Genomic DNA, 15,433 nt, shown 5'->3' with positions numbered 1-15,433 from the left:
CACTGGCAACATCGCCAGTGTCCTATTAGTCAGAAGCGGCAGCTAGTCGTCAGTGATTTAAAGCCGCAGCCCACCGTCACACTCGATAATCCGCGCGGTAAAGTAATCATTTTCAAAAATGAAAGCGACGCTTTTCGCGATGTCATCAGGCTTACCCAACTGTTTAAGTGGCACACTAGAAGAGATTCTTTCCAGCATATCGGGGCGCATGGAAGCTGTCATTTCAGTCTCAATAAATCCTGGCGCCACGGTTCCGGTACGAATACCGTAACGGGCAAGCTCTTTACCCCAAGTAACCGTCAACGCATGCACACCGGCTTTAGCAGCAGCGTAATTACTTTGCCCCATATTTCCTGCTCGGGAAATGCTTGAAATATTGACAATAACGCCCTGGTGACCAGCCTCTACCATCTGCGTTGCTGCTTCCCGCCCGCACAGAAAAACGCCTGTTAAATTGACATCAAGCACTTTCTGCCAGGAGGATAACGACATACGTTTTTCAACCACGCCCTCTTTCGCCTTGATAAGAAGACCGTCGTCGGTAATACCTGCATTATTAATGCAACCGCCTACCGGCCCCATGCGAGCTGCAATATCAGCAAACGCCTGCTGCACTGACTGCTCATCAGCCACATTCGTCACAAATGCGTGTGCTTGAATATCTTGAGACGCTAGCGCTGACACAGCGTCATCCAATGCTTCAGCACTCATATCCAAGAGCGCTAACCGGGCACCTTGTTTACCTAAACACTCCGCCATAGCAAAGCCCAGGCCACGAGCCCCCCCGGTAATCGCGATCACTTTATTTGTCAGGTTCATCTGATTCTCCTTAGGCTGACACTGAGTACATGCGTACTGCACACTACCTGTATCGCCTCATAAAACGGCACAATTGTGCATTGCAGCATAGAAGTTATTGAGCGAAAAATCGAGCAGTAGAACGCACGTGAACGTAGCTAGCCGAGAGTTGGCTGCTTGTTTTCATGAATTCTGTCACCATATTGACGAATTACGTTTGTTATGGAGTCTGTCATGCCCATTCTTCTTTTTATATCGCTGTTTACGTTAGTTGATTTTGTATTACTGTTTTCAATCGGTAGCCGAATTGGTTTATTCACCACCCTGCTACTGGTACTGGGCACTGGATTTATTGGGCTACACCTAATTCGCAAAGAGGGTGTTTCCACTCTGGCGCGCGCGCGACAGCGCATGCAAGTAGGTGAAATCCCCTCTCAAGAACTGTTTACCGGGGCTGCGCTAATCTTCGGTGGCGCCCTGCTCTTGGCCCCAGGCTTTCTCTCTGACGCGCTAGGCATCGCCTGCCTACTGCCTAACGCTCGCCAGTTAATGTTCAAAGCCCTCACTTGGTTAGGCTTAAAAAGCGCTGCTGGCCAACAACAGCAGACCAACTACGAACAGGCAGATACATCACGCCCAGGCGGTCAAGAAGGGCCAATCGAAGGTGAATTCATTAGCCGGGATGAAACAGCAAGGCGGCGCTGAAGGCGCAACGAATAAGAATGACGCCAAACCACATTTTTTTATCGCCTGCCCCTTGAAAGGCTACGAGCAGCCCCCACTTTTGAGTCAGCACACAAGTTCGGCGGATGCATTAGCTTTCGCCATTAACATGAAGGTTACTTACCTTCACTTTTCGCGGGCAAGAAGCCCACGGAAATCTCATTTAGCTAATTGCCCTTATGGGCCTTGACGATACTCAGGAGAACGTGAGCATGAATATCCGTCCTTTGCACGATCGCGTCGTTGTTCGTCGCGTGGAAGAAGAGCAGAAAACCGCTGGCGGCATCGTGCTACCGGGCAACGCTCAGGAAAAACCCACTCGCGGTGAAGTCCTGGCAGTTGGTAATGGCCGCATTCTCGACAACGGTGACGTTCGCCCGTTGGACGTTAAAGTTGGCGACTCGGTGATTTTCAAAGACGGTTTCGGCGTTGAAAAACAGAAAATCAACGGCGAAGAAGTTCTGATCATGAGCGAAGCCGATATCTTGGCAGTCGTCGAAGGCTAAATACCGCCTCGATCATTTACTTTTCCTTTTAAATTTCAATGTTTAGGAAATAACGAACATGGCAGCTAAGCAAGTTAAGTTTTCCGATGATGCCCGCAAACGTATGGCGCGTGGCGTAGACGTTCTAGCTAACGCAGTAAAAGTTACCCTCGGCCCGAAAGGTCGTAACGTGGTACTGGACAAGTCTTTTGGCTCCCCCACCGTCACCAAAGACGGCGTATCGGTTGCCAAAGAGATTGAACTGAAAGACAAGTTCGAGAACATGGGCGCTCAGATGGTTAAGGAAGTTGCTTCCAAAACTTCTGATGCTGCAGGCGACGGCACCACGACAGCAACGGTTCTGGCCCAGGCAATTATCGCTGAAGGCCTGAAAGGCGTGACTGCTGGCATGAACCCGATGGACCTGAAGCGCGGCATCGACCAAGCAGTTAGCGCGGCAGTAAAAGAAGTTCAGGCGATGTCTGTTCCCTGCACCGACACTAAGTCTATCGCCCAGGTAGGTACTATTTCTGCCAACGGTGACAAGCGCATCGGTGAGATCATCGCTGAAGCGATGGAAAAAGTTGGTAAAGAAGGCGTCATCACTGTTGATGAAGGTCGTGGCTTCGAAGACGAGCTGGAAGTCGTTGAAGGTATGCAGTTTGATCGCGGCTACCTCTCGCCCTACTTTGTCACTAACCAAGACACCATGTCTGTCGAGCTAGAAGACCCTTACATTCTGCTCGTTGACAAGAAAATCTCCAACATCCGCGAACTACTGCCGGTGCTGGAAGCCGTTGCTAAGCAAGGCAAACCGCTCGCGATTATCGCTGAAGATATCGAAGGCGAAGCGCTAGCAACGCTGGTTGTAAATAACATGCGCGGTATCGTTAAAGTTGCTGCTGCTAAGGCACCCGGCTTCGGTGACCGTCGTAAAGCGATGCTGCAAGATATCGCTATCCTGACCAATGGCACCGTCATTTCTGAAGAAGTTGGCCTGACGCTTGAGCAAGCGAACCTGGATCACCTGGGTACCGCTAAGCGCATGACGATGTCTAAAGAGAACACCACCATCATCGATGGCGCTGGTGTAGAAAACGACATCGAAGCACGCGTTAACCAAATCCGTGCGCAAATCGAAGAAACGTCTTCGGATTACGACAAAGAGAAGTTGCAAGAGCGCGTTGCCAAACTGGCCGGCGGTGTTGCTGTTATTCGTGTCGGTGCGGCTACCGAAGTAGAAATGAAAGAGAAGAAAGCACGTGTTGAAGATGCTCTGCACTCAACCCGCGCTGCAGTAGAAGAAGGCGTTGTACCTGGCGGCGGTACTGCACTGGTTCGCGCAATGGCTAAAGTACAAGGCCTGACTGGCGACAACGAAGACCAAAACCACGGTATCAACATGGCGCTGCGCGCTATGCAGTCTCCGCTGCGCCAGATTGTTACTAACGCCGGTGAAGAAGCCGCTGTGGTTATCAATCGCGTGAAAGACGGTGAAGGCAACTTCGGCTACAACGCACAAACTGGTGAGTACGGCGACCTGTTCGAAATGGGTGTTCTGGACCCGGCTAAAGTAACCCGTACTGCACTGCAGTCCGCTGGCTCTGTTGCTGGTCTGATGATCACCACTGAGTGCATGATCGCTGACGATCCAGAAGAGCAAGACGCTGCCCCAGACATGGGTGGCATGGGCGGAATGGGTGGCATGGGCGGCATGATGTAGTGCGACGAGAGTCGTATAGGTAGCTTGCCTAGCGGTCTACAGACGAAGTGGTCACTAACTTAACGTTAGTGACCACAACCGCGCAAGAAGCATTTTTAATAAACCCGATATTCGGGCTGTCTCAGTCCGGATATCGGGTATTACCTTAGGGTAAATACCCCTTTTCCGGTATGAGTCTGCTCGTACCTTTCGCTTTGGCGATATTCGTACACGCTGAAACATTTCTATTTTTGGGAATGTGATGTAGCGGGGATATTCGTGTCTATTATTTGGCTAAGCTGCCTATCCGGTGCGAAGCCGTATTCTGGATGGTTCCATGTATCTAAACCGTATGTAGCGGTAACGATATAAGCGGAACCTGCTGTGTAACCAGCAGTAGCCTAGGGGCAGTGCGTCGCCGGTAACGGTAAGGTGCCAAGCGTCCTGACAATGTACTCCCCCTCTTGGGGTTTAATGCGGCCGTGAGGTCCATTGAAGATCCCGCTAGTAGCATGCGGGTGAGAGGCTAGGCTGGATCATATGACCAACGTAAGTGAACTGCTAACAAGCACCGTCAGCCGCAAGGAGCGTAAGCTACTGACACGCTCTGACCAAAAGGTATTGGGTCGGTTATCCCTCTTACATCTGGGGATACGTTACCAACAGACCTACGGTGTACTGGCAGGGTCTAAGTGATCCGTGTCCATGATGCGGAACTCGGAAACCCCGTACTATTGCCCTACCGGGCAGGCAAGCCGTGAGGCGAGCTGTTAATGGTGCGGGTTTAGGAGGCTGGAAAAAGCGAATGCCGCCCTGTAATGGGGCGGATAAGAGGTTAAACGTTCCTCTACCGGAAACGGGGCCTACGTCCAGCTGGTCTTTAATCGCGTGATAGCGCTCTAAAGCGCTCAATCATGCTGATATTACGAAGAGATAGCCGAGCAAGTTAGCGGCCTTATCTCACCCCTGCGGGAGCACATACACTCCCGCAAGGGATCAATGTATCTGTTCTCCGAAGGGCGTCTTATCGGCATTCATTCGGAGGACAGCAAGATGAGTACTGGTTTTAAACAAGTACCTGCGTTCTCCCACCCGCCTGACAGCTGGCACACCATTAACTGGTCTGCCGTCGACAGAAAGGTGAGAGGGCTACAAGTGCGGATCGCGAAGGCGACTCGGGATCAACGTTGGCGCAAGGTGAAAGCTTTGCAACGACTGCTGACCCACTCGCTGGCGGCCAGAGCATCGGCCGTCAGACGTGTTACTGAAAACCGGGGCAAGAAAACGCCCGGTGTTGATGGTGAATTGTGGAGCACTCCACAAGCCAAGTGGTTAGCGTTAGGCAGGCTAAAAAGTAAGGGCTACCGCCCTGCTCCATTACGCCGTGTCTATATTCCCAAACCGGACGGTTCACGCCGCCCACTAGGGATACCGACGATGCGGGATCGGGCCATGCAAGCACTCTATTTGCTGGCGCTCGAACCGGTATCGGAAACGGTGGCTGACCGCAACAGCTATGGTTTTCGTCCATGGCGCTCAACGGCCGATGCGATAGAGCAATGCTTTGTCAATTTGAGCCGTAAGCATTCTGCTGAATGGGTGCTGGAAGGCGATATCAAGGGGTGCTTTGACAATATCAGTCACGACTGGCTGCTGGCTAATGTCCCGATGGACAAGCAAGTGCTCAAGAAGTGGCTGAAAGCGGGATTCATGGAGTCTCACCGTCTGTATCCGACAGAGGCAGGAACGCCCCAGGGCGGGATCATCTCTCCGGTATTAGCCAACCTGGCGCTTGATGGGCTTGAAAAGGTGTTGGAATCCCATTTCGGGAAGAAAAATACCAAAGCAAGCTACAAGACCAAGGTGAACTATGTGCGTTATGCCGACGACTTCATCATTACTGGCATCTCGAAAGAGCTGTTGGAAAATGAAGTACTGCCTGTCGTTTCTGCCTTTATGGCAGAACGTGGGCTTACGTTGTCAGCCAGCAAGACCGTGGTGACGCACATCGCAGAAGGTTTTGATTTTCTCGGGCAGAACCTGCGGAAGTACAACGGCAAGCTGTTGATTAAGCCCAGCCGTAAGAACCTGCAACGACACCTAAAGAAGATCAAGGACATCGTCAGACGCAACTGCATGTCACGACAGGATGTGTTGATTCACCAACTCAACCCGGTACTGCTGGGATGGGCGAATTATCACCGTCACGTCGTGGCCAAGGAAACGTTTGGCTATGTGGACTACCGTGTTTGGAAGCTATTATGGCGTTGGAGTTGTCGACGACACAGTAATCGCCAAAAGCGCTGGGTGAAGAAGAAATATTTTCATTCGGTGAAAAGCGAGAACTGGATTTTCCAAAGTACCTTAATGCCCGGTAAGCCCGTACGGTTGCAGAGCAGCAAGGACATCCCGATTGTGCGACATACCAAGATCAGGGCGGAAGCAAACCCTTATGACCCTAGAGACGAGCAGTATTTCGAGAGCAGGCTGGAGCGCTCTTGGGAAGCGTCAACGAAAGGTCGTAAGAAACTGCAAACGCTATGGAAGCGGCAAGGTAAGCGCTGCCCAATGTGCCGTGGCTTAATCACTTGGGAAACCAAGTGGAACATTCACCACGTGGTGGAACGGCATAAGGGTGGCGGTGACGAGCTGAGTAACTTGGTGTTGTTGCACCCTAACTGTCATCGTCAGTGGCATTCGCAACAGGAGAAAAGGTCACCGGTCTCTCATCTGGGAGGCTTATAAAGGCTTGAGCCGTATGCGGGGAAACTCGCACGTACGGTTCTTAGGGGGCGGCGGTGCAGTAATGCACTGCTGCTACCCGACGTGCGACGAGAGTCGTATAGGTAGCTTGCCTAGCGGTCTACAGACGAAGTGGTCACTAACTTAACGTTAGTGACCACAACCGCGCAAGAAGCATTTTTAATAAACCCGATATTCGGGCTGTCTCAGTCCGGATATCGGGTATTACCTTAGGGTAAATACCCCTTTTCCGGTATGAGTCTGCTCGTACCTTTCGCTTTGGCGATATTCGTACACGCTGAAACATTTCTATTTTTGGGAATGTGATGTAGCGGGGATATTCGTGTCTATTATTTGGCTAAGCTGCCTATCCGGTGCGAAGCCGTATTCTGGATGGTTCCATGTATCTAAACCGTATGTAGCGGTAACGATATAAGCGGAACCTGCTGTGTAACCAGCAGTAGCCTAGGGGCAGTGCGTCGCCGGTAACGGTAAGGTGCCAAGCGTCCTGACAATGTACTCCCCCTCTTGGGGTTTAATGCGGCCGTGAGGTCCATTGAAGATCCCGCTAGTAGCATGCGGGTGAGAGGCTAGGCTGGATCATATGACCAACGTAAGTGAACTGCTAACAAGCACCGTCAGCCGCAAGGAGCGTAAGCTACTGACACGCTCTGACCAAAAGGTATTGGGTCGGTTATCCCTCTTACATCTGGGGATACGTTACCAACAGACCTACGGTGTACTGGCAGGGTCTAAGTGATCCGTGTCCATGATGCGGAACTCGGAAACCCCGTACTATTGCCCTACCGGGCAGGCAAGCCGTGAGGCGAGCTGTTAATGGTGCGGGTTTAGGAGGCTGGAAAAAGCGAATGCCGCCCTGTAATGGGGCGGATAAGAGGTTAAACGTTCCTCTACCGGAAACGGGGCCTACGTCCAGCTGGTCTTTAATCGCGTGATAGCGCTCTAAAGCGCTCAATCATGCTGATATTACGAAGAGATAGCCGAGCAAGTTAGCGGCCTTATCTCACCCCTGCGGGAGCACATACACTCCCGCAAGGGATCAATGTATCTGTTCTCCGAAGGGCGTCTTATCGGCATTCATTCGGAGGACAGCAAGATGAGTACTGGTTTTAAACAAGTACCTGCGTTCTCCCACCCGCCTGACAGCTGGCACACCATTAACTGGTCTGCCGTCGACAGAAAGGTGAGAGGGCTACAAGTGCGGATCGCGAAGGCGACTCGGGATCAACGTTGGCGCAAGGTGAAAGCTTTGCAACGACTGCTGACCCACTCGCTGGCGGCCAGAGCATCGGCCGTCAGACGTGTTACTGAAAACCGGGGCAAGAAAACGCCCGGTGTTGATGGTGAATTGTGGAGCACTCCACAAGCCAAGTGGTTAGCGTTAGGCAGGCTAAAAAGTAAGGGCTACCGCCCTGCTCCATTACGCCGTGTCTATATTCCCAAACCGGACGGTTCACGCCGCCCACTAGGGATACCGACGATGCGGGATCGGGCCATGCAAGCACTCTATTTGCTGGCGCTCGAACCGGTATCGGAAACGGTGGCTGACCGCAACAGCTATGGTTTTCGTCCATGGCGCTCAACGGCCGATGCGATAGAGCAATGCTTTGTCAATTTGAGCCGTAAGCATTCTGCTGAATGGGTGCTGGAAGGCGATATCAAGGGGTGCTTTGACAATATCAGTCACGACTGGCTGCTGGCTAATGTCCCGATGGACAAGCAAGTGCTCAAGAAGTGGCTGAAAGCGGGATTCATGGAGTCTCACCGTCTGTATCCGACAGAGGCAGGAACGCCCCAGGGCGGGATCATCTCTCCGGTATTAGCCAACCTGGCGCTTGATGGGCTTGAAAAGGTGTTGGAATCCCATTTCGGGAAGAAAAATACCAAAGCAAGCTACAAGACCAAGGTGAACTATGTGCGTTATGCCGACGACTTCATCATTACTGGCATCTCGAAAGAGCTGTTGGAAAATGAAGTACTGCCTGTCGTTTCTGCCTTTATGGCAGAACGTGGGCTTACGTTGTCAGCCAGCAAGACCGTGGTGACGCACATCGCAGAAGGTTTTGATTTTCTCGGGCAGAACCTGCGGAAGTACAACGGCAAGCTGTTGATTAAGCCCAGCCGTAAGAACCTGCAACGACACCTAAAGAAGATCAAGGACATCGTCAGACGCAACTGCATGTCACGACAGGATGTGTTGATTCACCAACTCAACCCGGTACTGCTGGGATGGGCGAATTATCACCGTCACGTCGTGGCCAAGGAAACGTTTGGCTATGTGGACTACCGTGTTTGGAAGCTATTATGGCGTTGGAGTTGTCGACGACACAGTAATCGCCAAAAGCGCTGGGTGAAGAAGAAATATTTTCATTCGGTGAAAAGCGAGAACTGGATTTTCCAAAGTACCTTAATGCCCGGTAAGCCCGTACGGTTGCAGAGCAGCAAGGACATCCCGATTGTGCGACATACCAAGATCAGGGCGGAAGCAAACCCTTATGACCCTAGAGACGAGCAGTATTTCGAGAGCAGGCTGGAGCGCTCTTGGGAAGCGTCAACGAAAGGTCGTAAGAAACTGCAAACGCTATGGAAGCGGCAAGGTAAGCGCTGCCCAATGTGCCGTGGCTTAATCACTTGGGAAACCAAGTGGAACATTCACCACGTGGTGGAACGGCATAAGGGTGGCGGTGACGAGCTGAGTAACTTGGTGTTGTTGCACCCTAACTGTCATCGTCAGTGGCATTCGCAACAGGAGAAAAGGTCACCGGTCTCTCATCTGGGAGGCTTATAAAGGCTTGAGCCGTATGCGGGGAAACTCGCACGTACGGTTCTTAGGGGGCGGCGGTGCAGTAATGCACTGCTGCTACCCGACATGCACCCCTGAGCCTATCGCTCTGACGTTTAACGTCGTTAAGAACCCCGCCATGTGCGGGGTTCTTTTATTTGGCAACTCCCCCCTTCCTGCCTCTGATGATATTTAAAAGCATGCTACCATCAGCGCCTTTATCCGGCAGCTGTAGGTCTTCATTACCGTGCTTTCCAATATCCGTATCGTACTGGTGCAAACCTTCCACCCTGGGAACATTGGTGCCACTGCTCGCGCCATGAAAACCATGGGCTTATCTGAGCTCTTATTGGTTAATCCACGCGCGTTCCCCGATGAAGAAGCAACGCGCATGGCCGCAGGCGCAACAGATGTGCTTGAAAATGCTCGCTGTGTAAGCAGCCTTGATGAGGCGGTTAGTGATTGCGTTCAAGTGGTGGGCGCCAGCGCAAGGCTCCGCAGCTTGCCACTCCCTCATTTCGATGAACCTGATGACATGGCGCAGCAGGTGATTGAGAACGCCGCACAAGCGCCGGTTGCATTAATATTCGGGCGTGAACGTTCAGGTCTCACCAACGACGAAATACGCTGCTGCACGCATCAGGTCAGCATCCCTGCCAACCCTGAATACGGTATTTTAAACCTCTCACAGGCCGTACAGATTTTAGCCTACGAAGTACACCGTGCTTGGCGAAAGCGCGATGATAACCAGTTTATGTACCAACGGCCGACTGAAGCCACACCGCCTAGCCGTGAGCAATTTGTGCACTTCCAAGAGCACCTTGGGCGGTTGATGCAGCAAAGTGGCTTTCTTACCCAGCCCCATGCCCGCACTGAAGAACAACTTCAGGCGTTGTTTTCCCGTGCTCAGCCCAACCGTAAGGAACTCTCCTTACTCCGCGGCCTACTGAGCGCTTTCGAGTCGCACCTGCCTAGGCAATAATCAGGGTTTTAGCATAAAAAAGGGCAGCTAATGGCTGCCCTTTCTAGTTTCTAAACTGATCTTTAAAAAAGCAGTCGGTGAAAAAACACTTAAAGCGACATCGCTGCCAGCCACCCAAAAGCAATCAGCGGTATATTGTAGTGCAGGAAGGTAGGCACCACGCTGTCCCACATATGATCATGCTGGCCATCAACATTTAGGCCAGAGGTTGGCCCCAGTGTGGAATCAGACGCTGGCGATCCCGCATCGCCCAGTGCAGCCGCCGTACCAACGAGTACGACAGTTGCCATTGGCGAGAAGCCAAACTGCACCGCCAGCGGTACAAAAATTGCTGCAATAATGGGAATGGTTGAAAATGATGAACCAATACCCAGGGTAATAAACAAACCCACTAGCAGCATGACAAGCGCCGCTACCCCCCGGTTATCACCAAATAGTTCAAACGCGCCTGCCACTAGCAACTCGATATCCCCGGTCGCTTTCATTACTTCTGCAAAGCCAGCCGCTGAAATCATAATGAAACCAATCAGTGCCATCATGCGCATGCCGCTGGTAAAAAGATCATCCGCTTCACGCCATTTAAAAATGCCGCCCAGCGAAAGCAAACCAATCCCCACTAGACCACCAACAATCATTGAGCCGGTATATAGCTGCAAACCCAACGCCGCCACAATAGCCACACCCGACATTACAAGCCCGAACGTATGAGGCTTTGCAGGCGTGTGCCCTTGATGTGCGTTAGTCGCCACTAGATCTTTATTGGTATATTCGCGCTGCCCGCGGTAGCTGAAAAATAGCGCTACCAGTAAGCCAATCGCCATCCCACCTACGGGAATAGCCATTGCCATGGGCACCATGCCTCGAGTAATTTCCAGCCCCAGTGACTCGCCCGCGCTATTTAAATTCGCCAGCAGAATATCATTCAAGAAGATAGCGCCAAACCCCACGGGGAGCAGCATATACGGAGCGGTTAACCCAAAGGTTAGCGCACACGCCACTGCGCGGCGATCAAGCTGGAGACGATTCATTACCACTAACAATGGTGGGATCAGCACCGGGATAAACGCAATATGCACCGGAATGGCGTTTTGCGATGAAATAGCCACCAAGAGCACTGCAACGAGCAAAAACACCTTTACCCGTGCTTGATGCGCTGCGGTAGACTCTTTCCCCAGCATAGTAATCAAGCGATTGGCCAGCATATCGGGAAGCCCCGAGCGAGATATAGCCACCGCAAAAGCCCCTAGCGTGGCATAAGCAAGCGCTACTTGCGCGCCCCCGCCAACACCATCATTAAAAGCACTGAGGGTTTCATCCAGTGATAGGCCGCCCACCAAGCCCCCAACCAGCGCACCTACAACGAGTGCAAACACCACGGATACCCGAGCAAGCGAAAGCGCCACCATGACTAGCACAGCAAGAATTACCGCGTTCATTAAAATTCCCAGTAAGGTAAGTGAGTGAGTTTACAAAAGCTGGGGATTCTATCAGATCAGTGGTTTCTCGGTAGCGGTAATGACAATAGCAATAACCGCAGCAATGGCAACATCCAACTATCATCATGGCCAGCGTCTCAAACACACAAACGCCAGACGTCAGGTGGCGGAATTAAAGCGCTGTTTAATCCGCTTTCTTGAGAAGCGCTAGGCAATCACTGGCAATCACTCGCTCTTCATCTGTTGGAATGACCCAAACGCCCACACGGCTATCCGGTAGAGAGACGCAAACGGCATCACATTTATTGGCTTTTTCATCAAGCTGCATGCCCATCCACTCACATTGCGCCACAATACGTGCACGAATCGGTGCTGCATGCTCACCAATACCGGCGGTAAATACCAATTGATCTAGCCCGCCCAATGCGCCTGCTAAGCTGGCGATTTCCCGCGCGGCGCGATAGCAGTAAAGCTCAATAGCCTCTTCTGCTTCAGGGACATCACTTGCAAGCAACTCGCGCATATCGCTACTGATCCCGGAGACACCAAGCAGTCCTGAACGCTTATATAAGAGCGTCGACACGTCCTCGACACTCATTCCTTCATGACTAATTAGGTGGAGCACCAACCCTGGGTCCAAAGCACCAGAGCGCGTGCCCATCGGCAATCCATCAAGCGCGGTAAACCCCATGGTTGAGGCTACGCTGACGCCATCGCAGATAGCACACATACTGGCACCATTACCTAAATGCGCCACCACCACCCGTGAACGGGGTGCATCGCTAGGTAAAACAGTGGGCAGCGTGCGCTGTATATAATCGTAGGAAAGGCCGTGGAAGCCGTAACGTATCAATCCCTTGGCAGTCAATTCCTGCGGCAGAGCAAACTGCCGAGCTACCCAGGGCTGATGAGCATGAAACGCAGTATCGAAACATGCGATCTGTGGCACATCTGGCAGCTGCGCCATCAGCAGTTTGATAGGTGCAAGTCCATGGGGTTGATGCAGCGGCGCTAAGCTTGAATATTTTTCTAACCTGACCACGTCATCAGCGCTTAACCTAACCGCTTCATGGTAGGTTTGGCCGCCGTGAACAACGCGATGCCCTATGGCGACCAGCGTGCCTTTACCCTCTCGCTGTTCAAGCCATGCCATCAACTTTGTGATGGCCTCTTCATGGTTTATTGCCGGAGTTAGCCCCAGCGCCTCTAGTGTATGCAATCCATAGCGATACGGGTGCTGCCCTGGCTCGATATGCTCCAGCGACACGCTACACTGCGACGTTTCCAAACCCGAAAAATGGCCGCTGTAGGCGAGCATTAACTCCTCCGGGGATCCACCGGCAGCGTCTTCAGCATTGATATGATACAGAGCAAATTTGACGCTGGAAGAACCACTGTTCAGCACCAGTATTTCCTGCATGGTTATGCTCCTGAAGGGCTGCTCAGTACACTGCCCCGACGCTGATATTCGGCAAGCAGTAACGCTAATGCACTGGATGCCATGCGCGTCAATGCATCATCCGCGCGGCTTGTCAGCATGATCGGTACCCTAGCGCCCACGACAACGCCCGCCCCCGTAGCATCCGCCAGATGAGTAAGCTGCTTCATCAACATATTGGCCGCTTCAAGATCTGGTGCAAGTAGAATATCGGCGCGCCCTGCCACTGGCGAAACGATGCCTTTGGTTCTGGCCGCCGCTTCTGAGACGGCATTATCGAAAGCCAGCGGACCATCTAGCGTGCCGCCGGTAATCTGGCCACGCTCAGCCATCTTACACAGGGCCGCCGCATCAATCGTGGAGGTGATTTTGGGATTGACGGTCTCGACAGCGGAGAGAATCGCCACGCGGGGATTGTCGTTACCTAATGCATGAGCCAACTCAATCGCGTTTTGAACAATATCGCGCTTTTCAGCTAGCTTAGGGTAGATATTGATAGCCGCATCCGTAATCAATAATGGCCGCGGGTAGGTTGGCACATCAAAGGCCATCACATGACTAAGACACCGCTCGGTACGCAATCCAGTGTCGCGCTTAAGCACTTCACGTAAAAGCTCATCGGTGTGCAGCGCGCCTTTCATCAACGCACCTACGCGCCCCTGACGTGCTAATGCCACCGCTTGTTCAGCAGCCGCGTGGCTGTGGGGAACATCCACCAGCTCGAATGCGCTGATATCCACCTCGGCTTTTTCAGCAGCGAGCTGTATTTTCCGTTTGGGCCCCACCAGTACGGGAATAATCAAACCTTGTGCCGCCGATTCAACCGCCCCACAAATGGCGCTTTGATCCACGGGGTGAACTACCGCGGTGGGCATTGGCTCTGGATGATCGGCAGCGGTTAGAATTTCATGTAACCTGCCACGCTCTGTTAAACGCACTTTGGGCAGCAACGTGCGGGGGCGTTGAATTTTCTTAATCGGCGCCAATACGCTAGCTTCACCTTCAATGACCGTATCACCGCGTTGATTTTCACAGCGGCAGGCGAAGATAATTCGGTGGCGCTGGTCATCTTTTTCGATAGCCCGCACGGACACCCGCAGTACATCCCCCAGCCTTACCGGTGCTTTGAACTGCAGCGACTGCTTAAGATAGACCGTACCCGGCCCAGGCAACTGCGTCCCCAGCACCGTAGATATCAGCGCTCCGCCCCACATGCCATGAGCAATCACTTCTTGAAAACGGCTGCTCTTGGCAAAGTCGCTATCGACGTGTGACGGATTAACGTCTCCTGACATCACGGCAAACAACTTGATGTCCTCCATGGTCAGGCGTTTTTCTAGGTGGGCTTCATCACCGACCGTTATTTCATCATAGGTGCGATTTTCAATCAGATCATTCGCGTCATTGACCGACATCGAGTTACTCCTTTAAAACACTTCCTTAAGCTAGGAAACTTCCTTAATCACCCATACGTTAGAAACGAAGGTGATGACCTCCATCTACGTAGTGGGTTAATCCCGTCAGTGATGCTCCAGCATCAGAGGCGAGATAAACGACTGCATTGCCGACATCCTGCACACTGGCAAGACGGCGTAGTGGTGAGCGTGTTTCGCCATCGTAGGCCAATTCATCAAACGCTTTAAGTCCAGACGCTGCCCGTGTGCGAATAGCACCCGGCGACACTGCATGAACACGGATGCCCTGCGGACCAAGCTCGGCAGCCATATAGCGCGTGGCAGATTCCAATGCGGCTTTCACGGGGCCCATTAAGTTGTAGTTATCGACTACCTTTTCGGCTCCGTAGTACGTCATGTTGAACAGAGATCCGCCCTCTTTCATCAACGGCTCGGCATGCTTGGCCATGCGGATAAAAGAGTGACAGGAGATATCCATGGCAAGCGCAAACCCCTCTTTGGAGCAGTCAACCACTCGTCCATGTAAGTCATTAAGGGGGGCATAGGCAATCGAATGAACAACAAAGTCTAGCCGGCCCCAGCGCTTGCGCGCACGAGCGAATAACGCATCCAACTGATCATCGTGTTGCACATCGCACAGCATTAGTTCCGGCTCTCCCATGTCGCCTACCAGCGGTGTCACAAACTTTTCGGCATTAGGAGAGGCGTAGGTCACTAAACACTCAGCACCGGCGTGATGCAGCGCCTGGGCACAGCCAAAAGCAATACTGTCTTGATTAGCAAGGCCTGCGACAATCCCGACCTTGCCTTGCATGGAAAAAGGATTCAGCACCACTGGCCTCCTAATAATCAGTTATGAAAAATGAGCCAACACCGACAGATTAAGAATTTCGTCGGTATAACCCACAC

At 52.3% G+C, this 15,433-nt stretch carries 11 protein-coding genes; 6 read left to right on the top strand and 5 right to left on the bottom strand.

Translation table 11 applies throughout. The annotated features are described in order from the left end of the window. Positions 1–57 precede the first annotated feature (57 nt). The gene (locus L1X57_RS14160) at positions 58–819 is read right to left on the bottom strand and encodes an SDR family oxidoreductase (RefSeq protein ID WP_009724708.1); all 762 of its coding nucleotides are present in this window, start codon (positions 817–819) and stop codon (positions 58–60) included. Positions 820–1,032: 213 nt separating this feature from the next. Here L1X57_RS14160 and L1X57_RS14155 point away from each other — a divergent pair, with 213 nt between their 5' ends. From L1X57_RS14155 to L1X57_RS14130, 6 genes are all read left to right on the top strand, one after another. Next, positions 1,033–1,503: an FxsA family protein gene (locus tag L1X57_RS14155; RefSeq protein WP_009724707.1), complete on the top strand. Its 471-nt coding sequence runs from the start codon at positions 1,033–1,035 to the stop codon at positions 1,501–1,503. A 230-nt stretch (positions 1,504–1,733) separates the two neighbouring features. Continuing rightward, entirely contained in the window at positions 1,734–2,027 is a 294-nt protein-coding gene (locus tag L1X57_RS14150; protein ID WP_009724706.1) for a co-chaperone GroES, read from the top strand. A 58-nt stretch (positions 2,028–2,085) separates the two neighbouring features. Then, positions 2,086–3,729 carry a chaperonin GroEL gene (groL, locus tag L1X57_RS14145; RefSeq protein WP_009724705.1) on the top strand — a complete coding sequence of 548 codons (1,644 nt, stop codon included), beginning with the start codon at positions 2,086–2,088 and terminating at the stop codon, positions 3,727–3,729. A 1,032-nt stretch (positions 3,730–4,761) separates the two neighbouring features. After that, positions 4,762–6,453 carry a group II intron reverse transcriptase/maturase gene (ltrA, locus tag L1X57_RS14140; protein WP_050801113.1) on the top strand — a complete coding sequence of 564 codons (1,692 nt, stop codon included), beginning with the start codon at positions 4,762–4,764 and terminating at the stop codon, positions 6,451–6,453. Between the two features lie 1,114 nt (positions 6,454–7,567). Beyond that, complete coding sequence (ltrA, locus tag L1X57_RS14135; protein WP_050801113.1) at positions 7,568–9,259, top strand: group II intron reverse transcriptase/maturase; 1,692 nt, start codon at positions 7,568–7,570, stop codon at positions 9,257–9,259. A 241-nt stretch (positions 9,260–9,500) separates the two neighbouring features. After that, on the top strand, positions 9,501–10,235 hold the full coding sequence (locus L1X57_RS14130; protein ID WP_009724702.1) for an RNA methyltransferase: 735 nt from the start codon (positions 9,501–9,503) through the stop codon (positions 10,233–10,235). Between the two features lie 89 nt (positions 10,236–10,324). Here L1X57_RS14130 and L1X57_RS14125 read toward each other — a convergent pair whose 3' ends face one another. The 4 genes from L1X57_RS14125 to fabI all read right to left on the bottom strand — a co-directional run bounded on the left by L1X57_RS14125 (position 10,325) and on the right by fabI (position 15,356). Then, positions 10,325–11,671 carry a Na+/H+ antiporter family protein gene (locus L1X57_RS14125; RefSeq protein ID WP_009724701.1) on the bottom strand — a complete coding sequence of 449 codons (1,347 nt, stop codon included), beginning with the start codon at positions 11,669–11,671 and terminating at the stop codon, positions 10,325–10,327. Positions 11,672–11,855: 184 nt separating this feature from the next. Further along, positions 11,856–13,091: an acetate/propionate family kinase gene (locus L1X57_RS14120; protein ID WP_009724700.1), complete on the bottom strand. Its 1,236-nt coding sequence runs from the start codon at positions 13,089–13,091 to the stop codon at positions 11,856–11,858. Positions 13,092–13,093: 2 nt separating this feature from the next. Then, positions 13,094–14,524: a bifunctional enoyl-CoA hydratase/phosphate acetyltransferase gene (locus tag L1X57_RS14115; protein WP_009724699.1), complete on the bottom strand. Its 1,431-nt coding sequence runs from the start codon at positions 14,522–14,524 to the stop codon at positions 13,094–13,096. A 58-nt stretch (positions 14,525–14,582) separates the two neighbouring features. Further along, entirely contained in the window at positions 14,583–15,356 is a 774-nt protein-coding gene (gene fabI, locus L1X57_RS14110) for an enoyl-ACP reductase FabI (protein ID WP_009724698.1), read from the bottom strand. Positions 15,357–15,433 lie beyond the last annotated feature (77 nt).

Origin of the sequence: Halomonas sp. TD01, from assembly GCF_923868895.1 — a bacterium.
Lineage (GTDB): Bacteria > Pseudomonadota > Gammaproteobacteria > Pseudomonadales > Halomonadaceae > Vreelandella.
This window is presented reverse-complemented; position numbering and strand designations above follow the sequence as displayed.